Raw genomic sequence first — 21,476 nt, 5'->3', positions numbered from 1 at the left:
GTAACTAAACATGGAGTATTAATTATTGGTTTAAAAGGCATAAAAAAAGCCTCTGAATTTTCATCCGAAGGCTTTGGCACTGTATGATAAGGTTAATTATAAGCTCAGAAAATGATCAAAAGTATCGCTCCGGATACCCAGGCGTAATGTTTCCAGCGGGATAATATCGGCCGGGGCAATATTACCTAAACTTACGTTGGCACCAATTAATTTGATAAACCAAACCTGCTGCGCCTTTTGGGGGGCTTCCCATATTATCATCTCTTCGGGTATCTGGGTAAGGATCTCATCAACCAAGCCCTGCCTCACCTCTCCCGAATCACGATAGATCCCCACGTTGCCACTTTCGCGGGCTTCAGCAATCACCTTCCATGAACCCGCTTCAATTTCGGCGTTCATCAGTTTTATCCATTTGTATGGCGCAAATATTTTTTGCACATCTTTTGACCCAACTTCTGATATAACGGTAACCTGCTTTGCCAGTTTACGGATGTACTCACATTTAACATCATGTTCAATAGTGATCGATCCGTCTGATACTTCGCAATGCTCCATCTGGTATTTATCAAGCAAACGGCAATAATCATCAAACTGGTTACGTACAATGAATGCTTCAAACAAAGTGCCTCCAAAATAAACCGGAATGCCTGCTTCTCTGTATAGCTTTATTTTTTCGTTTAGGTTAGGGGTCACGTATGAGGTGGCCCAGCCCAACTTAATAATATCGGCATGTGTACCACCAACCTCAATAAAATCTTCCACCTGCCTCAAACTTAAACCTTTATCCATCACCATGGTAATGCCTTTATCACGGGGTTTAGTTGTACGGTCGGGTAAATTATTGATGGTATAATTCATATAAATTATTGGTTATAGCCTATAACTAAAAGTTCTAACGGCGCAAATGTCGTAAAAAAAAAGCAAAGGATAAATAATGTAAATGTTAAATCTTAGATAAGCCTATGTGAAAACTTTCGGGAGGTGTTAGTATGCAAATTAACGTGTGGATGATTTTAATGTAAAGACGCTGTTATTGAAAAATATTTTACCAGGTAAAATCCCGGCACAGAGCCAAAAAAAGCCCCGCATTGGGCGGGGCTTAACACATATTAACTATTTATAACTGAAAAAACTCAATTTTAAATAAGCGCTTTCACATATCGTCCCTAAGTTTCCGATAATAATCGGGGTGTTGTTAGGGTATTCTATATCAAAAATATTACTCTTCAGTTACCATTCAATTTGGAAGTTTTCCACATTGTGTTTACAAGTACCTGTATTTGACCAATCTTGTTGAATTATTATAAATAATTCTCTAACTTAAACCTGTAATTTGTTCATCTTACATATCTACGCCGGTTTATTGCTGATACAGCAGCGAAAAAAATATTTTTCCACTTATGAAAAAATTGCTTTTTTTAATATTGATCTCCGCATTTTCTTTGGCTGTAAGGGCACAGGAGAAGCCTCATCTTTACAATCCATCGGCCGATGCCAAAGCAGATATTGCAGCTGCTGTTAAACAAGCATCAACGCAACATAAAAATGTACTTTTACAAATAGGCGGCAACTGGTGCAGCTGGTGTATCCGCTTTAATGACCTGGTAACCAAAGACACCACGCTGGATAAATACCTTAATGCCAACTATATTGTTTTACATGTAAATTACAGCAAGGAAAACGAGAACGAAGAGGCCTTAGCCAAACTAGGCTATCCTCAACGATTTGGGTTCCCGGTTTTTATTGTGCTCGATGGTAAAGGAACGCGCCTCCACACGCAAAACTCCGAATACCTGGAAGAGGGAAAAGGTTACAGTAAGGACAAAATATTAGATTTTTTTAAAGGTTGGTCGCCCGGTGCGCTCGACCCCAAAAGCTATACCAAAGCAAAATAACATTTACCGATAAAGCACTAACAAACAAAACATTACCCTTTTGGCATTGGTTTTATCATAGCGTAACAGCAATTTAATACTGTTTTCTTTGCTGTAATAAACCAGATACAAAAGAAAATTTATTTTCTACGGGTTAAATATTTTCGCAAATGTTAATTAACTTAGTTCATTGTTTCACACTTTAAAAATTAAAACTTATGGCAAACACAACATTAAAAAGTGGTCAGTTACTTAAGTACATTGGTAAAAGGTGGAAAAACCTCAACATTAGCAACCCCTTCATGAAGTTTTTAGGTTATGATGGTAACGGTTTTGCCGATGTTTGGGTTGAATACCAGGGCCGCCTTATGTTGCTGGCCATTAAAGAAGTTGAGCTGGTAAGCTTAACTGCCTGATTTTTATTCTGCAAGCAATCAAAAAGCCTTAATCGAATTATAATTTGGTTAAGGCTTTTTACTGCAATATTTTTCAATAAAACTATCGGCCCTATCGCTGCCAATATTGCGGATAAAGTTCCAATCGGTACAAGCGCCTTCCTTAACCCCTTGTTCTAGCTTTTCATTAGCCTGGCTAAGCAAATCGCCCACCAATTCGTCATCAAATCCCAACTGTTTTTTTAGGGCAATGATGAGTGATTCTTTAGATGGATCGGCCTTACCCTGATATTTATTAATATAATAATTGGTAACCGCATTTTCCAGCTCCTGCCTGCTCCTATAATTGGCAATAGCTGCCTGCACATCATTTGCCGATGATGAGTTGCAACGTGTTGGGTCGGGATCAAAGCGTATAGGTTGAACCAGGTAAGTAGCTGAACTATAATCAGCCGGAATTATCCATTGGCCCGATGTTAACCTGATCACTCTTAAGGCTTCATCATCCAGATCGATACCGGGTCCGTTTTGTACCCTGGCCTCCATCACGTTACCAGTCTTATCCAGTTTGAAAGCCACAGTAACAGTACCCGAAATGCAATTTTGCCGGGAATACTCGGGATAAATAATTTTTGACTGCAGGAAGTTATCAAGCGCATTTTGCCCACCTTTAAAAGCAGGCTGAGCTTTTGCAGCAAACACCGTAGTTAGTGCTATTATACCGATGAGCAAGTGCCTTATCATAGTATAAATATCGACAATAAAACGGGGATAATGATTGGGGATGTGGAATTGTTATAGCGTTATTTATGCTGATTCAGGCCGGATTTATTTCGCCACCTTACAGAACCGGTAATCATTATGCTATGCACGTTGCTTATCGTATAATTTCTTAAAAAACAACAAGTCATGCTGAATTTATTTCAGCACCCCATCAGAAAGGTTGACTTTTTTATAGATAATTCGAAGCCAGCACAGGGGTTGCTTTGCAAATGAGATGCCGATCTGCATCGGCATGACCGCCTTTTTTATTTCTTCCGAACAGTTATGATGTGTACGCATGTAAGTATGCTCCGTCAGGAGCTACCTGTTTGTAGCAATTTTGAACAACAATCAAGCTTTGCTCCGTAGGTGCAACCCCAATTGTTCGGGTAAATAACAGTGCTATTTAGGGGGTAGCCTCTACGAGGCAGAGGTAATCGCATATGTTTTCTACAAACAGGTAGCTCCTTACGGTGCAGACTGCCCCTTTTATTAGTTATAAACAGTAAATAAAAAAGGTAAGTGCCCCCTAATTAACAAGGTAAATAACATTGCTATTGAAAGGTAGCCTCTAACGAGGCAAAGTTAATCGGTATATCCTTTCTACAAACAGGTTGCACCTATTGGTGCAGACTGCTCTTTTTACTTGTGTACGCTAAGCTCCCCCTTCAGGGGGCCAGGGGGCTAAAACCCCAGCACCAATCCCGCATCGGGCACATTCGTCCTATACTTTTCCATCTCCGAATATTTACATACACCGGGATAGTCACCAAACTTCCCTTCCATATCAAACATCAGCTGAAAATGCAAATGTGGCGGCCATTGGCCGTTCTCCGTATTATCGCCAAGGCTGGCTATTTGCTCATCTTTTTTAAAAGGCTTCCCAACGGCCAATCCTTCCAGGCTTTTGCGGCTCAGGTGGCCGTAAAGACTATACAGCGTTAAGCCGCTCAGGTTGTGCTCTAAAATAATACACGGCCCGTAATCGCCCAGGTTATTGTTATCCTGAAAACTATGCACCTTGCCATCAAAGGGAGTATAAATGGGTGTGCCTTCAGGGCCCCAGATATCAACGCCTAAATGCAAACGGCGGGGCTCATCTTCGGTATCAAAATGGGCACTTACCGCATAAATAGTGCGATGTTCCATATAACCACCAATTCCGTAGCGGCAGTTATTTGCTTTCAGTTTGTCGTTTACCCAATCCGTAAACTTTTGGGTATCGGCAATAATATCCGTAGTTAGTTCTGTGTTGGCAGCAGTAAAATCTAACAAAAAAAGCCGGTCGGTGCCGGCATTATAATCAACCACCCTGCCAATGGCATCCGGGTGGTTTTTTAAATAACTATGAAGCTGTTCATGATGATCCATCGGGATAAATCGCTATTCTGTATCCGGCTGGCGCTCTTCCTTGCTTATTTTATCAAATATTTTATCCATGCGCTCCACGTATTCACTGGTATCATCCACAAAAAATTCCAATTGCGGAATTATCCTTACCTGGTCTTTAATACGCGCTCCCAGTTTATATCGAATTTCTGAAGCATGCGACTTTATAGTTTGCAAAGCCAGCTGCAAATTAGTATTACCAAAAAAGCTTAAAAATATGCGGGCGATGGCCAGGTCGGGGGTTACACGTACTTTGGTTATGGTTACCAGGGTATTAGGCAAATAGTTCATACCCTCGCGTTGAAATATAGCTGCCAGGTCTTCCTGTATTACTCCGGCAAATTTTTGCTGACGTTTTGATTCCATGATGATAAGTTAACGCCACTGCGGCAGATGAGTTTTATTTATTTTGATTAACCTTTGTTGAATATCGTGTTAATTACACATATCCTGCGGTATCTCTTTTGTTATTTTTATTACTTTTTTTACAACAAGGGTGCTATCATATTCAGATCCCATCCCCTCTTTACCCGATTTTGACTTAATACCCTCTACCTCAACATAAACCGGCTCATATGGTTTTTCGAAGTTCATTTGCGAGTATTGTAGTTCCAACGTTGCCGAGCTATCTGCAACCCAAAATTCTGTGCCGTTGTCGCAATCTTTAAATGATTTTATTTCGGGACCAAAGCTGTACAAACCTTTGTAAACAACAGGTATATCTACTTTTTTCGAATTTCCGTTACATGAGCTCGCTGCCAAAAAAAGAATAATTAAGAAGGCGAAATTTTGAATATACCTTATCCTCATATAACAAATTTACAAATCCTGTTTGATTTCATCCAATCCTTTAATACTTAATCGTGCACTAATACCCGATGCGATAACAGATATGGCCCCTACTGTTAAAAATACCAGGCCAAAATCAGATATCTTAAGATCTATCGGGTAAGCATCAATCACCGAGGTGGCCGCGCCCATCCTTATAAATCCAAAGCGCTGTTGCACCAGGCAAAATGCAAGGCCAAGTGCTATGCCAACAATACAGCCAAATATCGATATCATCATCCCCTCAAAAAAAAATATCCCTTGTATTAATCGTTTATTGGCACCCAGGCTACTTAAAATGGCTATATCCTTGCGCTTATCAATAACCAGCATGGTTAATGAACCTATGATATTAAATATGGCTATGATAAGTACAAAGGTTAAAATCATGAATATACTCCAGCGCTCGTAATTTAACGTTTTATAAAGCTCGGTATTTTGTTCCTTACGATTTTTTATAGTGTACTGCTTGCCTATGGCATCCTTAATTTTGTTTTGTACCACCGATAGATCGGTGCCTTTTTTGTAGGTAAGTTCCAGCGATGTAATTTCTTTTGGCTGATTGAGCAGGTCGCGGGCAAACTCTATTGGTGTTACCACAATATCATCAAACTCCTGCTGTATGGCAAACACTCCGGATGCGTTAATGGATCGCACTTCAAACTCATCAAGCGGATTTGCCGAACTTACCACAGTACGCCGTGGTGAAAATATTTGTATGGGCGATAGATCATCATGAACATTGATGCCCAGGCTGCCCTGGATAGTTGCCCCAATTACTGCAAAATACTTATCCCCGCTTTTTAAGGTAAAAGACCCGTTTTGTACGGTGCTATCCAGCTGTTTATTTTTTAAAAAATCATCGCTCACACCCTTTATAATTCCTATTAGCGGCTTATCTCCATATCTTATCAGGGCCTTTTCCTGTAGCACCTCCGTGAATGAAAAGAGGCTGGCATCTTTATGCAATGCATTAAAATAGGGCGTATTAGGATCGAAGGTTTTGCCAAGTCGGGTTTCGATCTTTATTTCGGGAGTAAAGTTACTATATAAAGAAAGGATAACTTTCTCGAACCCATTAAACACCGACAATATAATAATCAAGGCCGCACTACCTACCAACACACCCAACATGGATATGCCCGATATGATATTGATGGCGTGCATCTTCTTGCCCGAGAACAAGTACCGTTTAGCTATATAGACCGAAGTATTCAAATTGGTTTTGAGTGATAAGTATTACGTTATGTGCTTAAGTAAGAAACGGATTGTTTTGTTTTTCAAAACCGATAGTAGTTTCCGGCCCGTGACCGGGATAAACGGTGCAATCATCGGGCAGCGCAAAAAGCTTGGTTTCGATATTATCCATCAATTGGGCAAAATTACCACCAGGCAAATCTGTGCGGCCTATACTCATCCTGAATAAAACATCGCCACCTATTAAAATATTGGCCGCCTTATCATAAAAGCACAAATGCGCGGGTGAATGCCCGGGGGCGAAGATCAACTCCAACTCTGTGTCACCAAATTTTATGGTTCCGGTTTCGGGCAGATATTCCTCCGGTATTGGCGAAACCTCGTACCTGATGCCCATTTGAGGCGCATAAGCCACTACGGCTGCCAATACAGGCAACTCCCCCTCATGAAATTTAGGCTTAAGCCCGTATTTATCAAAAACGAATTTATTACCAAGCACATGATCAATATGGCAATGGGTATTTAGCAGTAAAACGGGAGTTAAGTTATTATCCTTTATAAAATTAACCACCACATTTTGCTCTGTAGCGGTGTACATTCCCGGATCAATAATAACACATTCGCCGGTTTCATCATATAAAATATAAGTGTTTTCCTGGTAAGGATTATTCACAAATGATTTAACTTCTGCCATGGGGTAAAAGTACGGATTTAATTTGTTGGGTATGAAGGTTTGAAAAAAACGTGATTGCGGGTTGTAAATTAGGGGGACGCTAAAGATAAATAACGTCTAATAGCTTTGTCATCCTGAACGATAGTGAAGGATCTAATCGCAGACTTTACAGGGCAAAGAAGCATGGCGAATAGCAGATTCTTCACTGCGTTCAGAATGACAAAAAAAGATTTTTTATCAACACGTCATTGCGAGGTACGAAGCAATGACGCTGGGGGCAAGGGCATCACCTACCCCTCCACCAATTCTACCTCGGCAACCGGGCTAAATAAATACACCCGCTTAGTTTCTATCTCCACACATTTAAAACGCTTGCGCAACTGTTCTTCTTTACGAAAAACGCGGTCGCCCTTTATTTTAAACAGGGCCTTGAAGGGAACTTTCTCCACTGTGAGCACAGATGATTCCTTAGGCGCATCGTATTTGCGCAATGACCGGTAAAGATTAAGATCTGAACAACTGGAGGCCGCGGGGTTATCAAGGTAGCTGGTTATAGCGTGCTTTACATCATGCGGAAAAATGTCTTTTTCAAAAAAGGGTTGCATCATTTTTTTGAAATTGTTTTTCCACTCGGCTCCATGGGGCTTTGCTTTTTGTTTATGCTGGTTCCAGGTATGCAGGTGTGCAAACTCGTGAACGGTGGTTACCAAAAAAGCGTAGGGATTAAGATCATAATTCACTGATATACGGTGACCTTTACCGGCATGTGGCGAACGGTAATCGCCAAACTTGGTGCCCCGGTTACGTGAAATTTTAAATTCGCATTTAAAGTAGTCGATCCAGCGGCCGATGAGCGGGGCAGCATCGGGTGGGACATATCTTTCTAAAACTTTTACTTTATCCAATGTTTACCTCAACACAAATATAATGATTTCACCAGTTCATTGTAGATGGTTCATGGATCATAGCCGATAGTTTTTAAAGAATTACAAAGAGATTATTATTTGTTAGCGGTTCACAGTTGAGTGCCAATAAAAAACATTCCATGAACCATGATCTATCAACTATGAACCAAAACCTACTTCAGGAAATGATAAACTATAAAACTGGCGGTATATGCCAAAGCCGTCATATAAGCGAATTGCGCGGCGGGCCAGCGCCAATCCTTGGTTTCGCGGTATACTACCGCCACGGTGCTGGCGCACTGCATGGCAAAGGCGTAAAACATCATCAGCGAAAAGGCAACCGCCAAAGTAAACACCGGCTTGCCGGTATCAGGGTTTGTGGCGCTATGCATTTTTTGCTGCACAGATTCCAGCTTGTCTGCATCGCCCTCCACACTATAAATGGTGGCCATGGTACCTACAAACACTTCGCGGGCAGCAAATGAACTGATGAGGGCTATACCTATCTTCCAATCAAAACCAAGAGGCTTAATAACCGGCTCTATTACGTGACCAAATACACCGGCGTAGGAGTTTTCTAATTTTTCGGACGCGATAACCTTGCTCAGGCTATCGGGTTTCATGGATTTAGTATATTGCGGCTGGCCGTATGTTTTGTCAATCTGCGCAAACCTATCACCGGGGCCGTATGATTTCAACACCCATAAAATGATAGATACCGCAATAATAACTTTACCGGCCTGCAGTACAAATGTTTTTGAACGATCATACATCGTAAAGGCTACGTTCTTCCAGCGGGGCATCCGGTAAACAGGGAGTTCCATAATAAAGTAACCGCGCTCGCGGGCCTTTAAAATAAACTTCATCACAAAGGCCACTACTACGGCCGATATAATGCTCAGCAAGTACATAGCTGTAAGTGCCAGTCCCTGCAAATTAAACAACCACCAAACATTGCGGTTGGGCACTACAAGGGCAATAAGTAAGGTATAAACCGGCAAACGGGCAGAGCAGGCTACCAAAGGAGTAACCATTATGGTGATCATTCTATCTTTCCAGTTTTCGATATTGCGGGTGCTCATGATAGATGGCACGGCGCAGGCAAAACCACCAATAAGCGGCACTACCGATTTACCGTTGAGGCCAACTTTGCGCATCACCTTATCCATCATAAAAGTAACGCGCGACATATAGCCGGTATCTTCCAGTATGGATATCATGGCAAACAAAATGGCTATCTGTGGTACAAATACCAACACACCGCTTAAACCGGCAATAATACCATTAACCAGTAAACTGGTGAACGGACCGGTTGGTAAAGCCTTGTTTACACTGCTTTGCAGCCAGATGAATAAATTCTCGATAAGCGACATCGGGTAGGCCGACCATGAAAATATGGCCTGGAATATGAACATCAATATGGCAAAAAATATGATAAAGCCGAATATCTTATGCGTAAGTATCTTATCAATTTTATTGCTTACAGATTCATCCTGGGCAGTTTCGGGCTTCTTAACCGTATCATACAACAGATCGTTTATAAAACTGTAACGCGCGATGGTTTCTGTAGCCTGGGCTTTTTGAGAATGGAAAGAATGCAGTGCTTCCAGCTCCTCTATACGATCGCTTTCTTTAGCCGATAAAAAATTCAGGGTTTCATGCTGATGGGCAAGTTGCAGGGCAAAGTAGGGATTATCAATTTTTAATTCCTGCTGTATTTGCGCTATTAGTTGCGGGGCAATGGGTTCAACGTCAATAGTCTCCAGCTGCAGCGCAATTTTATTGGCATAGGCGATGGTACTTTTAAGCTGATCGATCCCTTTTATCTTCCGGGCCGAAATGGGTACAACCGGCACACCCAGCTTTTTGGCAAACAAATCAACATCAATAGTAATACCCGCTTTCTCAGATACATCGATCATGTTGAGTGCTACTACAACAGGTATTTTTAAATCGGCTATCTGGGTATACAGCAACAGGTTACGTTTCAGGTTTGATGCATCAAGTATCACAACAATCAAATCCGGAACAAGGCCCCTGGCTTTATCGGCTAAAACAGAAAATACAATGGATTCGTCTTTACTTTTGGGGTAAATACTATAGGTACCGGGCAAGTCAATGATCTCAGCCGTGCGACCATCAGGCAGCTGGCAAAATCCTGTTTTTTTATCAACAGTAACGCCCGGAAAATTTCCTATTTTTTGATTAAGACCGGTTAAAATGTTAAAGAGAGTTGATTTACCGGTGTTTGGATTTCCTACAAGTGCAACTCTTATATCGGCTTTCAATGTTTACAAAACTACTGCAAAATAATGGTGGAGGCTTCAAATTTACGCAAGCTTAACTGGTAGCCGGAAACGTGAATAGCTATAGGATCTCCAAGAGGTGCAATACGCGAAATTCTGATTTCCTCACCTGGTAAACATCCCATTTCCATCAATTTTACCGACATTTCAAGATCAGTAAATTCCTTTACAATACCTATTTCGCCTACCTCAAGTTGTGAAAGTGTCATCGTATATTTTTTAACCTGAGCAAATGTAAGCTTATTTATATTAAATCCAAATAAGAATGGTTAAAAATGACAAGGATCACTTTTGAAAAAATATTTTTTGTGAAAACTTCCTGGTATGAAACCGTAAGCTTTCACAGATTCTTATTTTTTTAGCGGTTCAACATCATTGAACCGTTTATCGAAATAAAGTTTAACAGAATTTATGGGCATCAACTGCACTTTTGATAACACCAAATGTTGGGCATCCGCAGCCTTTTTTAAATATACCGCAAGAAGAGCAACTGAATAGTATCACAGCTCCAAGTATAATCAGTTTACTTTTTCTCATTCCCAACCGCGCTTAATGTTAATACAACAGCAAAAATCCCCATACAAATGCCAAGCACATCACAAAACAAATCGTTCCATTCGGCACTGCGCCACGTAAAAATAGTTAGTTGCAAGATTTCTATCACTCCGCCAAAAAAAACAGCGGCTAAAACAACAACTATTATCTGCTTATACGTGAAAGTAGGCCTTTTTTGTTGCCTTATAATACCGTTACAAAACAGTACAACCAGCGTAAAAAACAGCCCGGTATGCGTAAGTTTATCAAAGCCGGGGAAAAACATCGGCGAATCGCTGGCAGAGCTCAGGTTAACAGAGCAAATGACAAAAATAAATAAGGCCCACAAAATTGTGAGCCCATGATATTTTAATATTGCTTTCATTAAGCGCCAACAACCGCTTTATAGTCATCAGCAGATAACAAGCCGTCTATTTCTGACAGATCGGCAACGATGATTTTCACCATCCAACCTTCTCCATAAGGATCAGCATTTACAAGGTCGGGCTGATTATTAAGGGCGGGGTTAATTTCCGTCACTGTTCCGGTTACCGGCATAAACAGGTCCGATACCGTTTTTACAGCCTCAACTGTGCCAAAAACTTCATCTTTGGCAGTTTCTTTCCCTAAGGATGCTATATCTACATAAACAATATCGCCCAGTTCGCTTTGCGCAAATTCGGTAATGCCGATAGTAGCTTCATTGCCTTCAACTTTTATCCACTCGTGGTCTTTAGTGTATTTTAATTCAGCGGGAAAATTCATGTCGTTAATTTTATGTGTCCAAAAATAATAAAACTTTAGGCTATAGCAATAATTAAAGATTTATTGTACAAACATCTTTTCATAAAAAAAGAGCGGCTCAAAACCGCCTAACTCCCCCAATAATAGCATATACCCCCCGTTTTTTGATTTTCAGGACGGATAGTACAACTCACCTCACAATTTTTTTTCGGCATTTTAATTTGAGCATGAAAAGTAATTAATTAAAACCTTTCTGATTTGCAATACAGTAAATATCATTTTATATCTAATTAAAAAATATGAACAATTGGAAATTTATTTACCAGTCCCACTTATTATTAAGTGACTGTTAATGTTTTACTTACAAATAAGCAGTCCGCTTTTAATTTGTATATTAACCGGGCATTAACTGCCATAGTCTTGTAACAACTAATCATAAAAATAAATTCCATTAATCTCCAAAACCTTCCTTTATTATGCAAAATGTATCCTTTTACTCCACCGCAATTTTTGCGTGGTTAAGCACATTCGGTATTAAGTTACTTGGTGCACTGCTGGTATTTATTATCGGCCTGTATGTTATTAGCTGGATAGGGCGTTTACTCAATGCCTCCATGGCTAAAGGAAAAATTGATGTATCCCTTCAATCATTTTTGAGCAGCCTGATGATGGCCGGCCTAAGGGTATTATTACTGATAACGGTTGCCGGCATGCTGGGCATACAAACCACATCGTTTGTAGCAATTATTGGTGCGCTTGGCTTGGCTGTGGGCCTGGCGCTGCAGGGATCATTAGCCAACTTTGCAGGCGGTGTTTTGATCCTGGTTTTTAAACCATTCAAAATTGGCGATATCATTGAATCCCAGGGCCAAAGCGGCGCGGTAATTGAAATACAGATTTTTAATACCATTTTACTTACGCCCGATAATAAAACCGTCATCCTTGCAAACGGCGCCGTATCAAACAATACCATTGTTAACTACAGCAGGCATGGCAATATCAGGGTAGATATTTCACTTGAAATTGCACCGCAAAGCGATATGGATAACGTACGCCAGATAGCTGTTAATGCCTGCCTCTCGCATCCGCTGGTGTTGGCAACTCCGGCGCCTGTTGTAAATGTTTCTAAACTACATGAAGGTAAAATAGTGCTAGGCATTTGCCCTTTTGCCAAAGCCAATGATTATTGGACCGTACTTTTCGGTGTACAGGAGCTGGTTAAAAAAGCTTTTGACGAGCACCAGATCGTGATTCCAAAACCGCATTTATTTGTTACCCAGCTGGATGCCACACCAACATCAGCGTAAATATTATAACTGCCCGGCACACCATGTCGGGCATTCATCTTCCTAATAGAAACCGGCATAATTGCTCATTTTATGCCGGTTTAATCAACCCAGAAAATCCCCGTTAACTTTAATCCGTTAACGCCCCGGGTATCCACAAACGCCACCATTAATTTGATATGGATTATCATATTTATTAAAATGGATGCAACATTTTTGCCCTTTTTCGTTTTATAAATACAGGTGCAGCCAATTCTTAATTTCCGTAAGTGGTTTTAAAATTTTATTTTGCACTTTTTAATGACCAATTTTATTAAACCAGGTAAAACAGACACATCAACGGATGAAGAACTGCTTATCGTATACCGTAACAACGGCGACGTGGCGGCTTTAGGAAAACTATATGAAAGATATATGGTTTTGGTTTATGGCGTTTGTTTAAAATATCTGAAAGATGAGGACCTGGCCAAAGATGCTGTGATGGGGATATTTGAGGAGCTGATAATAAAGGTTAAAAATCACCACATCAACACATTCAGGAGTTGGCTATATGTAGTGGGGCGCAATTATTGCTTAATGCAATTAAGGGCGGGCAAAAAATTAACAGTGGTTAATTTAGATGACGTTATGGAATTTACCCCGTTTTTGCATCCTGATGATAATAACCGCGAAGAAGCTTATAAAGCCTTAGAACAGTGTATTGATAAACTGGCCGGTGCACAAAAACAAAGCATCGACTTATTTTATTTAAAAGAGAAATGCTATAAAGAAATAGCCGATATAACCAATTTTAGCCTGAATGAAGTAAAGAGTTACATTCAAAACGGTAAGCGCAACCTTAAAATTTGCCTGGAGAAGAAAAGTGAATACTAAAAAAGCCGACATATTGCAGATCAGGAAGTACCTTAACGGGGAGCTTGATGCCAAAGCTATGCACAGGCTTGAACGGGAAGCGCTTGATGATCCTTTTTTAATGGATGCAATTGAAGGTTTTGAAGCAGCTCCCGAAGACCAGAAGGCCAACCTGGCCAAACTGACCGAAAGATTACATCAGCGCATTGAACCAAAGAAAGCTCGTGTTTTTTCATGGCAAATATGGTCAATAGCGGCATCTGTTTTGGTGATATTAACCATTGGCGCCTTGTGGTTAAGGAAAACTCCGGTAACCGAAAAAACTGCCGATCAACAACTGGTCACGCTTAAAAAAGATAAAACAAATGTTGAGTTAAAGGATACCGTAACACCGGCTAAGCCTGTTACCGTTGTCCAGGCTCCTCTGCTTACTCAAAATGCAAAACAAACCACGATAGTAAAATCGGGCAATAAATCTGTTTACCAGGACGAAATATCATCTGGCGATAATAATACAGTCGCCAGCCTGCCGCCAGCGCCAGTGTCTGCAGTTGCAAAACCAAAAGAGCAAACAGATGATGATAAAGAAGTTGTATCAGCAAGCGAGATAGTAGCATCAAATTATACCGAAACCCCAAAAGCGAAGAACAATAGCGATAGTCTGGCAGCACTTGCAAAAAAAGCACGGAACAAAGCCTCTGCTCCTCTTGAATATAAATTGCAGGGCAATGTTGGCGGTTTAACTATAGTAACCTCCAAAGATTCCAAAACGCAATTTGGCTATAACAGTATCAACGGAATAATCATTGCCAGGCCCGATGGTGCTCCTGTGATTGGTGCGGCCGTTAGGATAGAGGGAACCAATAAAAGCACCGTGACCGATGTGAATGGCCATTTTTCAATGCCGGCAAGCAGCAATAAGCAAACATTAGCCATAGCATCTATTGGATATTTACCTAAACAGGTGAGCGTAAAAGGCGGGGATAGCCTAAAAGTTGAACTTAATCCTGCCGATGGCGCCCTAAATGAAGTTGCGGTTGGCTACGGAAGTGTAAAAAAAGAAGCTGTTGTAAACGCCCACCCGCAAGGCAATATGAGCGCCCTTAAAAAATACCTGCAGGCCAATGCCGTTTTACCCAACGGAGAAGTTACCGGTACTGTAAGCGTAACATTTACCGTTAATGGCGATGGATCATTGAGCGATTTTAAGATCAAAAAAAGCCTTACCCCCACAGCCGATCAAAAGGCTATTGATCTGATAAAGGCTGGCCCCACCTGGGTAGGGAACAGTACGGGCAAACCAGAAGAAGTTACGGTTAAGGTAAAATTCCAGCAACAAAAATAACAATCAAGGGGTTAACCTCAGGAAATCAACACGTAATAGCGGGTTTACATTTAATGATGATCCACGAGATTCACAGACCACATCATTTCACATTAACCCTTGCCGTTTACCCATTTGTACCCTACCTTTAATCTATTAAAAAACGAAGCCATATGAATACTGAAAAAGCGATTTTGGCCGGTGGCTGCTTTTGGGGTGTAGAAGACCTTATTAAAAATTACCCGGGTGTTATTTCAACAGTAGTGGGATACACAGGTGGTGATGTACGCAATGCAACTTACCAAAATCATGGAACACATGCCGAAGCCATAGAGGTTATATTTGATCCCGCACATTTGCCTTATCGTGAACTGCTTGAATATTTCTTCCAAATTCATGATCCAACAACACGCAACAGGCAGGGAAATGACATCGGCACCTCTTATCGGTCCGCCATTTTTTTCCTGGATGAAACACAACGCGAAACTGCTAAAGCTTTAATTGCAGATATGGAAGCCTCTGGTAAGTGGCCAGGGAAAATAGTAACAGAAGTTGTCCCCGCAACTGATTTCTGGAACGCCGAGGAGGAACACCAGGATTATTTAAAAAAAAACCCATACGGATATACCTGCCACTTTGAAAGGCCCGATTGGAAACTGTAGTAATTAAAAAGTTGTTGAGACTAGTGTTTTTTTTGTAGAGACGCATATTTGCGTCTCCCGCGTGCAAATCGGAAAGGCAAATCCGCTCTGTATAGCTGGAGACGCAAATATGCGTCTCTACGAAAGCGTTTGCTATACGTCATCGCCATCTTTTTCAGGTTTACTCCTGATGGATTCGCAATGACGTGTGGTTATGTATTTCATTAAAAGCTAATAAATCAATTTAGACAACGCCTTAGATATAATCGCTCAATACAACCTGCAAAATCTTCACCAATTCCGGGTCATTAAATTGGTACTCGTCTTCAATATCAAGTACAATTAAAGGTTTGTTGCCTATTTCAAATCGTTGTTTAAGCAATTCCTTGTGCTTGCGCTCCATTACAAACACAACATCAGCCCTGTCAATCATTTTTTGATTTAACCGGGTACGTGCCTTATCACTTGTTCCGGCGGAATACGCTTTGTGTTCCGGGTGATCTTTAAACAGTAACTCGGCAGAAGGGCTGCGCCATTGGTTTTTACTACAGATGAAGAGGAGATTAGCCAAGTTTATTGTTTTTTTGGATGCCTGATAGCCTGATCGTCAGCGATTCTTTTCCACGCTTCCCTTGTCATTACAAAAAGATCATTTTTTTTGCAATCCCATATAGATACATATTTTTCCGATATAACATAATACTGCTGCCAGGTGGTTAGCTTTTCATAAAGCATTAAGGTGCAAATATCTGTTGCCGTAATAAAATCACCGGTTTGGGGCAAATGTGAATGCATTGAAGAAACTTCCTTCTTAATGCTATCGGCAGGGACATTAGTAAAGTAAGCCGGAATAATATTTTTGTGCAATTTATTCACACTTACAACCTCGTCATTGTCAAAGTTTATAAGATAATCATTACCAAAAACAACCACTCCCTGCTCATGCGTACCAGTTAAAACATACACCTTTTTAACACCTTTTATAATTATGGGTACAGGATTTAGGCTTGTATTTTTATAATATTTAAATGTAGTATCAGTATTAACCCGCTTAATGGCGACTTGCCTCATGTTGTATAATTCCTGCTCTATTTCACTGAACTTTCGAACTACGGTATCAAACTTGTAGTTGTTTTCATTAAAATCATTACCAAACAAAGTTGTGCCCAATACAGCTGGCTTTTCCCCTTTTGAGAAAAATACATTTGCTAAACCATTTTGGGTTTCATAGGATAAATAGCCGCCAACCTGGTCACGCTTATCTTTACATTTTTCTAAAAATATATCTGTTCCATACCATGAAGCCCATTCAGAGCGAAAAAGAGCCTTGCCCTCATTAACTATACTATCAGTTACCCTGGAAATGTCTTTTTGTTGGGCTGCTGCTGCTATCGCATAAATCGTTAACGCACATAATAGTAGTATCTTTCTTTTCATGTGGCCGTTAATTTTCCGTAAATACCGGCGCTATTTTATAAATAATACTAATCACAAAAATCGCGATAGCAATATAAAAAATCCATTTCCCTTGCTGCCTGTCGTTTTCATTATAACCATATACCCGTTCACCATCAGGTAATGTTTTTTTGTAGGTTGCCAGGTGCCAGCCTATAAAAATGCCCAATATGCCGCCGGCCAGGGCAAATAGGTAGCCCACAATTATCCATGTTTTTTGCGATGGTTCGGGTGCTTTTAGTTCTTCAAGGCGGTCGGCTTTCAGGTCGGTTAACATTTTTTCATTGATGGCAACCCCACGTTCTGTAAGTATTTTACGGGCCAGCTGGTAGTCAAAAGCGCTCCATTCATCGGCTTTTGCAAGTATATCCATCAATTCCTCATCTGTAAAGCCATACAAATAATGATCATGATCCGCGTTGTTGATATTTTCAATTTCGCTATCCTTCAGCAGCTGATTCACCGTTTCAAAATCTTCGGCTTTTATTTTTACAGAAAACTCGCTTGATAGCTCATTTCGCCTGAAAGCTGGATCAAATGATGTACCTATTTCTTCAATGGTATATTCAATTCCGTGCTCATCCAATACCGCAGTAAGGGCATTGGCAAGGGCTAAATCATTAAACCTTTTAAACAATATAAGTACAGGCTCCATATAAGTAGTTGATGTTTAAATAGATCACAGGCCATTCTTGGGTACCCAGGCCTGGCTCTTGATGAGCCATTTACCACTTACAATACGAAACACGAAAGAAAACGCGCCTTCTTCATTAAATGGATCGCCGTTTACTGTACCCGTATATTCAACCGGGACAATTAAATAGGCTAACTCCTCTGTTTGCCTAAAAATCTTGATCCGTTTAACAATAACTGTAAAATCCTTTATTTTAAATTCCTGAACAGCCTTTTGAACCGAGTTTACCCACTGCACACCAGCCAGCTGGCCATTCCACGAAAAAGGTTGTTGCTCATCCGTAACAACTGCGTTTGGCGCGTACATATCGGTAACTTTATCAATATCAAAAGTATAACATGCTTTTAACACCGTATTAACGGATTGCAGAACTTCGGGGTTTAGTTTTTTAACAGTATCGGCAAGGTTCACACCTGCCGCCATGGCTTTTTGCCCGGTTATCAAAATCAATAACAGGCCCACACGCACCATAGTAAATATGCTCTTCCTCATCATATCAGTTAATATAGCCCATTCTTCTCGCAATTGAGTTTATAAAGTTAAACATCAATCCGCAATCCAGTATTCAATTTTAAGCAAATTATTACCATTTGCACTAAATGTCAACATCCATTGATCATCCTTTCCGTCCTTAGCAGCATTTATATCTATCGCTATGTATTCATCCATCGCGGTATGATGAAGCTCATTGCTGCCAGCTTTGGGGAAAACCTTTTTAAAATTGGCCAGTGTTGTTGCATAACCCAATCTGATCTTGTCACTCTTTAAAAAAAGGGCAGTGTTTATTCTAAAATCAACACTCCGAAAAGCCAATCTATCGTTTGATTGTTCAAATTCCAGACCTCTAAAATAACAATAATTCCACTTTTGCTTGTTAAAAAAAGATGTACTTATGTTCCTATTTTTTTGCGGGACGATACTATCCGGCTTACCCAACTCTTTTACCGTTTGTTTGAAGTCTGATAGCATAGGAATAGTTCCGTTCAATTTAGTACTCTCCCAAACCAAACATTCTGTTTGGTTTGATAACCCATCGCGTTTCTTACCAGTCCTGTTTTGATTATCGGCTTGCTTACAGCCGAAGCCCAGCAATACCAACAATCCTATAAAATACTTCATTATATCACTTCCCTTTGGATGCCATATAATCTAACGTTAAATTACACAAGGCCTTAACACCTAAAGTAAAACCACTTTCATCAATATAAAAATCGGGCGTATGATGTGATGGAGCAGTAAGTGGATCATGCCCTTTAGGCATTCCGCCCAAAAAGATAAACAGTCCCGGTACTTTTTCCTGGTAAAAGCTAAAATCCTCGGCCCCGGTTACCGGCGGGCGCAATAGTACATTTTCGGCCCCTGCCGTTTTTTGCAAACTGGGCAGCATTTTTTGGGTAAGCTCCGGGTTGTTATAAGTAACCGGGTAATGATTACTGTAAGGTATCTTCACTTCAGCGGTTGCCCCCTGGGCTTCGGCAGTTTTAGTAGCTATTTGTGTAACACGCTCAACTAATAGCTTTTCGTCGGCCGCAGTAAATGAGCGCAGGGTGCCCAGCATCTCCACCCTCTCGGGTATAATGTTTGAGCGATTACCCGCTTTTATAGCACCAATAGTTACAACCGCCGGATTTTCGGTAACGTTGATGTTTCGGCTCACAATAGTTTGCAGGTTATTGATGATCTCGGCAGCAACCACTATCGGGTCAATGCTCGACCACGGGTAGGCTCCATGTGCCGATCGTCCTTTTACAATGATCTGCATATCGTTAACCCCGGCCATTGTTCCGCCCGGGCGATAGGTGATCTTGCCAACCTCGGTTTGTGAGTTGATATGCAAACCAAAAATCACATCAACCTTAGGATTTTCAAGCACACCCTCCTTCACCATTTCCTCCGCACCGCCTTTTTGACCGGGTTCAACCCCTTCTTCGGCGGGCTGAAAAATAAATTTAACGGTACCATGCAATTCGCTTTTCATAGTGGAAAGCACCTGTGCCACGCCCATTAAAATAGCCATGTGCGAATCATGACCACAGGCATGCATTACGCCAACCTCCTGCCCATTATAGGTAGTTTTTACTTTTGATGCAAAAGGCACATCTGTGCGTTCAATTACAGGCAACCCGTCCATATCGGCACGTAGGGCAACTACCGGGCCGGGTTTACCTCCCTTTAAAATGCCAACTACCCCCGTTGTGGCTATGCCTGTTTGCACCTCGATACCCAGCGACTGCAAATGTTTGGCAATAATAGCCGATGTGCGTACCTCGTGGTTACCAAGTTCGGGATGCTCATGAAAATCGCGCCGCCAGGCAATTACCTGGCCTTTTAGGGCATCGGCCTTGTTACTAACCTGTGTTATGCGGGCAGCATTTTGTGCAAATGCCTGTACTGCAAACAATAAAAAAAACAAGATCGATTTTGTTTTCATAAGGAGTTTTTGGAACACTTAATATAAGAACAATACTTTGAATGTACTAACACATGCGTAAGCATATTTCAGGCACTGCTCCAACCCTCCCCGGCGGGCCAATTTTGATGGTTTACTTAAAACTAACCAGGTCTATATCAAATATCAAAACCGCATTTGCGGGTATAGGGCCGCCACCACTTGAACCATAACCCAAAGCCGAGGGAACAAATAGCAAAATATTACCCCCTGCTTTTACATGTGGGATACCTATTTGCCAGCCCTTTACCAATCCATCAAGTGAACTGGAAAAGCCGTTAGCTGAATCAAAGGGCCCGCCATTGATCAGTTTACCCTTGTAATTTACAGTCACCATTGAATTGCTGTTGGGGTAAGCGCCCGTCCCTTGTTTAACAACCTGGTAGTACAGCCCCGATGGATCTTTAACCGCTTTGATCATAGGGTTGTTTGAAAGATAAACGCGAATAACTGAATCATCGATTTTGGCTTGCTTTACCTTATCAACAGACGGTGCGCGAGAGCAGGAGGTTATTGCAATGGATGCAATAAATAGCAGTAACAATAAATTCTTCATTCAAATAATCACTAACCTTTTTAGGTGTATTAAAACATCGGAAATATACCAAATTAAAAAAGCCCGGAATTAACAATTCCAGGCCTCTTTTAATAATTAAAATATTATTGGTTATTGGGCGCTATTAGCGTAACCGAAAATAACAAAACAGAATTGGGAGGTATTTTTCCGGTTGCATAGTTACCATAGCCATAAACTGATGGAATAAGCATTAAAACCTTACTCCCGGTTCTTACATGTGGCAATACTATTCGCCATCCCAATATTAAATTCAGTAATTTTTCGGAATAATTTGTATTGGCGTCAAACTGGGTGCCATCAAGCAGTGTGCCGGTATAATTTACATTAATTGTTGATGCATCTGTAGGATACACGCCTGTTCCCGGCGTAATAACCTGGTAATAAACGCCTAAAGTATCCTTCACATTGGTAATTTCCGGATGAGCGGTAAGATAGGTTTTTATAGTAGCATCATCAATGGCCGCCTGTTTAGCAGCATCGTAAGGTACAACATCGCTGTTTTTTGAGCAAGAAGAAAAAATAGCTAACGGTAGTAAAAATAAGAATAGAATTTTTTTCATTTTAAATAAAGATCAGTTTAATTTGAATACG

At 40.8% G+C, this 21,476-nt stretch carries 26 protein-coding genes; 6 read left to right on the top strand and 20 right to left on the bottom strand.

Annotation, left to right across the window (positions count from 1 at the left end):
• Positions 1-96: 96 nt before the first annotated feature.
• Positions 97-858: a phosphosulfolactate synthase gene (locus tag AC1D0K_RS25445; protein WP_295716818.1), complete on the bottom strand. Its 762-nt coding sequence runs from the start codon at positions 856-858 to the stop codon at positions 97-99.
• Between the two features lie 542 nt (positions 859-1,400).
• On the opposite strand from AC1D0K_RS25445, the gene AC1D0K_RS25440 reads away from it, so the two are divergent.
• On the top strand, positions 1,401-1,895 hold the full coding sequence (locus AC1D0K_RS25440; protein WP_295716816.1) for a thioredoxin family protein: 495 nt from the start codon (positions 1,401-1,403) through the stop codon (positions 1,893-1,895).
• 197 nt (positions 1,896-2,092) lie between these two features.
• Positions 2,093-2,290, top strand: coding sequence for a hypothetical protein (locus tag AC1D0K_RS25435; RefSeq protein ID WP_295716814.1), 198 nt, complete (start codon positions 2,093-2,095; stop codon positions 2,288-2,290).
• A gap of 48 nt (positions 2,291-2,338) precedes the next feature.
• Here AC1D0K_RS25435 and AC1D0K_RS25430 read toward each other — a convergent pair whose 3' ends face one another.
• The 11 genes from AC1D0K_RS25430 to gcvH form a co-directional block, all read right to left on the bottom strand.
• Positions 2,339-3,013: an energy transducer TonB family protein gene (locus tag AC1D0K_RS25430; protein WP_477391484.1), complete on the bottom strand. Its 675-nt coding sequence runs from the start codon at positions 3,011-3,013 to the stop codon at positions 2,339-2,341.
• 702 nt (positions 3,014-3,715) lie between these two features.
• Positions 3,716-4,402: a peptidoglycan DD-metalloendopeptidase family protein gene (locus AC1D0K_RS25425; RefSeq protein WP_477391483.1), complete on the bottom strand. Its 687-nt coding sequence runs from the start codon at positions 4,400-4,402 to the stop codon at positions 3,716-3,718.
• A 12-nt stretch (positions 4,403-4,414) separates the two neighbouring features.
• Positions 4,415-4,786 carry a 30S ribosome-binding factor RbfA gene (gene rbfA, locus AC1D0K_RS25420; RefSeq protein ID WP_477434372.1) on the bottom strand — a complete coding sequence of 124 codons (372 nt, stop codon included), beginning with the start codon at positions 4,784-4,786 and terminating at the stop codon, positions 4,415-4,417.
• Between the two features lie 69 nt (positions 4,787-4,855).
• Positions 4,856-5,182 carry a hypothetical protein gene (locus AC1D0K_RS25415; RefSeq protein WP_477391481.1) on the bottom strand — a complete coding sequence of 109 codons (327 nt, stop codon included), beginning with the start codon at positions 5,180-5,182 and terminating at the stop codon, positions 4,856-4,858.
• A 57-nt stretch (positions 5,183-5,239) separates the two neighbouring features.
• Complete coding sequence (locus AC1D0K_RS25410; RefSeq protein ID WP_477391480.1) at positions 5,240-6,466, bottom strand: FtsX-like permease family protein; 1,227 nt, start codon at positions 6,464-6,466, stop codon at positions 5,240-5,242.
• A 34-nt stretch (positions 6,467-6,500) separates the two neighbouring features.
• Positions 6,501-7,139 (bottom strand): MBL fold metallo-hydrolase, encoded by a 639-nt coding sequence (locus AC1D0K_RS25405; RefSeq protein ID WP_477391479.1) that lies wholly within the window; start codon positions 7,137-7,139, stop codon positions 6,501-6,503.
• 269 nt (positions 7,140-7,408) lie between these two features.
• Positions 7,409-8,023: a SprT-like domain-containing protein gene (locus AC1D0K_RS25400; RefSeq protein ID WP_295716802.1), complete on the bottom strand. Its 615-nt coding sequence runs from the start codon at positions 8,021-8,023 to the stop codon at positions 7,409-7,411.
• Positions 8,024-8,196: 173 nt separating this feature from the next.
• Positions 8,197-10,311 (bottom strand): ferrous iron transport protein B, encoded by a 2,115-nt coding sequence (feoB, locus tag AC1D0K_RS25395; RefSeq protein ID WP_477442220.1) that lies wholly within the window; start codon positions 10,309-10,311, stop codon positions 8,197-8,199.
• Positions 10,312-10,322: 11 nt separating this feature from the next.
• The gene (locus tag AC1D0K_RS25390) at positions 10,323-10,538 is read right to left on the bottom strand and encodes a FeoA family protein (protein WP_183562073.1); all 216 of its coding nucleotides are present in this window, start codon (positions 10,536-10,538) and stop codon (positions 10,323-10,325) included.
• A 314-nt stretch (positions 10,539-10,852) separates the two neighbouring features.
• Complete coding sequence (locus tag AC1D0K_RS25385) at positions 10,853-11,248, bottom strand: VanZ family protein (RefSeq protein WP_477391477.1); 396 nt, start codon at positions 11,246-11,248, stop codon at positions 10,853-10,855.
• Positions 11,248-11,628, bottom strand: a complete 381-nt coding sequence (gcvH, locus tag AC1D0K_RS25380) for a glycine cleavage system protein GcvH (protein ID WP_477434382.1) — start codon at positions 11,626-11,628, stop codon at positions 11,248-11,250. The genes AC1D0K_RS25385 and gcvH overlap by 1 nt, the downstream gene beginning before the upstream one ends.
• A gap of 455 nt (positions 11,629-12,083) precedes the next feature.
• On the opposite strand from gcvH, the gene AC1D0K_RS25375 reads away from it, so the two are divergent.
• From AC1D0K_RS25375 to msrA, 4 genes are all read left to right on the top strand, one after another.
• Positions 12,084-12,914, top strand: a complete 831-nt coding sequence (locus AC1D0K_RS25375) for a mechanosensitive ion channel family protein (protein WP_477391475.1) — start codon at positions 12,084-12,086, stop codon at positions 12,912-12,914.
• Positions 12,915-13,193: 279 nt separating this feature from the next.
• Entirely contained in the window at positions 13,194-13,766 is a 573-nt protein-coding gene (locus AC1D0K_RS25370; RefSeq protein ID WP_477391474.1) for an RNA polymerase sigma factor, read from the top strand.
• Positions 13,756-15,090 (top strand): carboxypeptidase-like regulatory domain-containing protein, encoded by a 1,335-nt coding sequence (locus AC1D0K_RS25365; protein ID WP_477391473.1) that lies wholly within the window; start codon positions 13,756-13,758, stop codon positions 15,088-15,090. Before AC1D0K_RS25370 ends, AC1D0K_RS25365 begins: the two co-directional genes overlap by 11 nt.
• A gap of 152 nt (positions 15,091-15,242) precedes the next feature.
• On the top strand, positions 15,243-15,731 hold the full coding sequence (gene msrA / locus AC1D0K_RS25360; RefSeq protein WP_477391472.1) for a peptide-methionine (S)-S-oxide reductase MsrA: 489 nt from the start codon (positions 15,243-15,245) through the stop codon (positions 15,729-15,731).
• Between the two features lie 235 nt (positions 15,732-15,966).
• Here msrA and AC1D0K_RS25355 read toward each other — a convergent pair whose 3' ends face one another.
• The 8 genes from AC1D0K_RS25355 to AC1D0K_RS25320 form a co-directional block, all read right to left on the bottom strand.
• Positions 15,967-16,281, bottom strand: a complete 315-nt coding sequence (locus AC1D0K_RS25355; RefSeq protein ID WP_477391471.1) for a low molecular weight protein tyrosine phosphatase family protein — start codon at positions 16,279-16,281, stop codon at positions 15,967-15,969.
• Between the two features lie 2 nt (positions 16,282-16,283).
• Positions 16,284-17,147 (bottom strand): hypothetical protein, encoded by an 864-nt coding sequence (locus AC1D0K_RS25350; protein WP_477391470.1) that lies wholly within the window; start codon positions 17,145-17,147, stop codon positions 16,284-16,286.
• 7 nt (positions 17,148-17,154) lie between these two features.
• A complete protein-coding gene (locus AC1D0K_RS25345) occupies positions 17,155-17,820 on the bottom strand; it encodes a hypothetical protein (RefSeq protein ID WP_477391469.1) in 666 nt (221 codons plus the stop codon).
• Positions 17,821-17,844: 24 nt separating this feature from the next.
• Positions 17,845-18,354: a nuclear transport factor 2 family protein gene (locus AC1D0K_RS25340; RefSeq protein WP_477391468.1), complete on the bottom strand. Its 510-nt coding sequence runs from the start codon at positions 18,352-18,354 to the stop codon at positions 17,845-17,847.
• 51 nt (positions 18,355-18,405) lie between these two features.
• A complete protein-coding gene (locus AC1D0K_RS25335; RefSeq protein ID WP_477391467.1) occupies positions 18,406-18,978 on the bottom strand; it encodes a hypothetical protein in 573 nt (190 codons plus the stop codon).
• Positions 18,979-18,982: 4 nt separating this feature from the next.
• Positions 18,983-20,290: an amidohydrolase gene (locus tag AC1D0K_RS25330; protein ID WP_477391466.1), complete on the bottom strand. Its 1,308-nt coding sequence runs from the start codon at positions 20,288-20,290 to the stop codon at positions 18,983-18,985.
• A 112-nt stretch (positions 20,291-20,402) separates the two neighbouring features.
• Positions 20,403-20,864 carry an FKBP-type peptidyl-prolyl cis-trans isomerase gene (locus AC1D0K_RS25325; RefSeq protein ID WP_477391465.1) on the bottom strand — a complete coding sequence of 154 codons (462 nt, stop codon included), beginning with the start codon at positions 20,862-20,864 and terminating at the stop codon, positions 20,403-20,405.
• 104 nt (positions 20,865-20,968) lie between these two features.
• On the bottom strand, positions 20,969-21,445 hold the full coding sequence (locus tag AC1D0K_RS25320; protein ID WP_477391464.1) for an FKBP-type peptidyl-prolyl cis-trans isomerase: 477 nt from the start codon (positions 21,443-21,445) through the stop codon (positions 20,969-20,971).
• Positions 21,446-21,476 lie beyond the last annotated feature (31 nt).

The organism is Mucilaginibacter sp. P1_A3 (assembly GCF_056406855.1).
Note: the sequence above shows the minus strand (reverse complement) of the source record. Positions and strands in the feature narration are given on the sequence as shown.

Excerpts from the sequence above, each read along its gene's own strand:
- AC1D0K_RS25390 (WP_183562073.1), bottom strand. The coding sequence starts at position 10,538 with ATGACACTTTCACAACTTGAGGTAGGCGAAATAGGTATTGTAAAGGAA.
- AC1D0K_RS25325 (WP_477391465.1), bottom strand. The coding sequence starts at position 20,864 with ATGAAGAATTTATTGTTACTGCTATTTATTGCATCCATTGCAATAACC.
- AC1D0K_RS25430 (WP_477391484.1), bottom strand. The coding sequence starts at position 3,013 with ATGATAAGGCACTTGCTCATCGGTATAATAGCACTAACTACGGTGTTT.
- AC1D0K_RS25345 (WP_477391469.1), bottom strand. The coding sequence starts at position 17,820 with ATGGAGCCTGTACTTATATTGTTTAAAAGGTTTAATGATTTAGCCCTT.
- AC1D0K_RS25445 (WP_295716818.1), bottom strand. The coding sequence starts at position 858 with ATGAATTATACCATCAATAATTTACCCGACCGTACAACTAAACCCCGT.
- msrA (WP_477391472.1), top strand. The coding sequence starts at position 15,243 with ATGAATACTGAAAAAGCGATTTTGGCCGGTGGCTGCTTTTGGGGTGTA.
- AC1D0K_RS25385 (WP_477391477.1), bottom strand. The coding sequence starts at position 11,248 with ATGAAAGCAATATTAAAATATCATGGGCTCACAATTTTGTGGGCCTTA.
- AC1D0K_RS25435 (WP_295716814.1), top strand. The coding sequence starts at position 2,093 with ATGGCAAACACAACATTAAAAAGTGGTCAGTTACTTAAGTACATTGGT.
- AC1D0K_RS25370 (WP_477391474.1), top strand. The coding sequence starts at position 13,194 with ATGACCAATTTTATTAAACCAGGTAAAACAGACACATCAACGGATGAA.
- AC1D0K_RS25330 (WP_477391466.1), bottom strand. The coding sequence starts at position 20,290 with ATGAAAACAAAATCGATCTTGTTTTTTTTATTGTTTGCAGTACAGGCA.
- rbfA (WP_477434372.1), bottom strand. The coding sequence starts at position 4,786 with ATGGAATCAAAACGTCAGCAAAAATTTGCCGGAGTAATACAGGAAGAC.
- AC1D0K_RS25320 (WP_477391464.1), bottom strand. The coding sequence starts at position 21,445 with ATGAAAAAAATTCTATTCTTATTTTTACTACCGTTAGCTATTTTTTCT.
- AC1D0K_RS25350 (WP_477391470.1), bottom strand. The coding sequence starts at position 17,147 with ATGAAAAGAAAGATACTACTATTATGTGCGTTAACGATTTATGCGATA.
- gcvH (WP_477434382.1), bottom strand. The coding sequence starts at position 11,628 with ATGAATTTTCCCGCTGAATTAAAATACACTAAAGACCACGAGTGGATA.
- AC1D0K_RS25425 (WP_477391483.1), bottom strand. The coding sequence starts at position 4,402 with ATGGATCATCATGAACAGCTTCATAGTTATTTAAAAAACCACCCGGAT.
- AC1D0K_RS25375 (WP_477391475.1), top strand. The coding sequence starts at position 12,084 with ATGCAAAATGTATCCTTTTACTCCACCGCAATTTTTGCGTGGTTAAGC.
- AC1D0K_RS25335 (WP_477391467.1), bottom strand. The coding sequence starts at position 18,978 with ATGAAGTATTTTATAGGATTGTTGGTATTGCTGGGCTTCGGCTGTAAG.
- AC1D0K_RS25340 (WP_477391468.1), bottom strand. The coding sequence starts at position 18,354 with ATGATGAGGAAGAGCATATTTACTATGGTGCGTGTGGGCCTGTTATTG.
- AC1D0K_RS25405 (WP_477391479.1), bottom strand. The coding sequence starts at position 7,139 with ATGGCAGAAGTTAAATCATTTGTGAATAATCCTTACCAGGAAAACACT.
- AC1D0K_RS25440 (WP_295716816.1), top strand. The coding sequence starts at position 1,401 with ATGAAAAAATTGCTTTTTTTAATATTGATCTCCGCATTTTCTTTGGCT.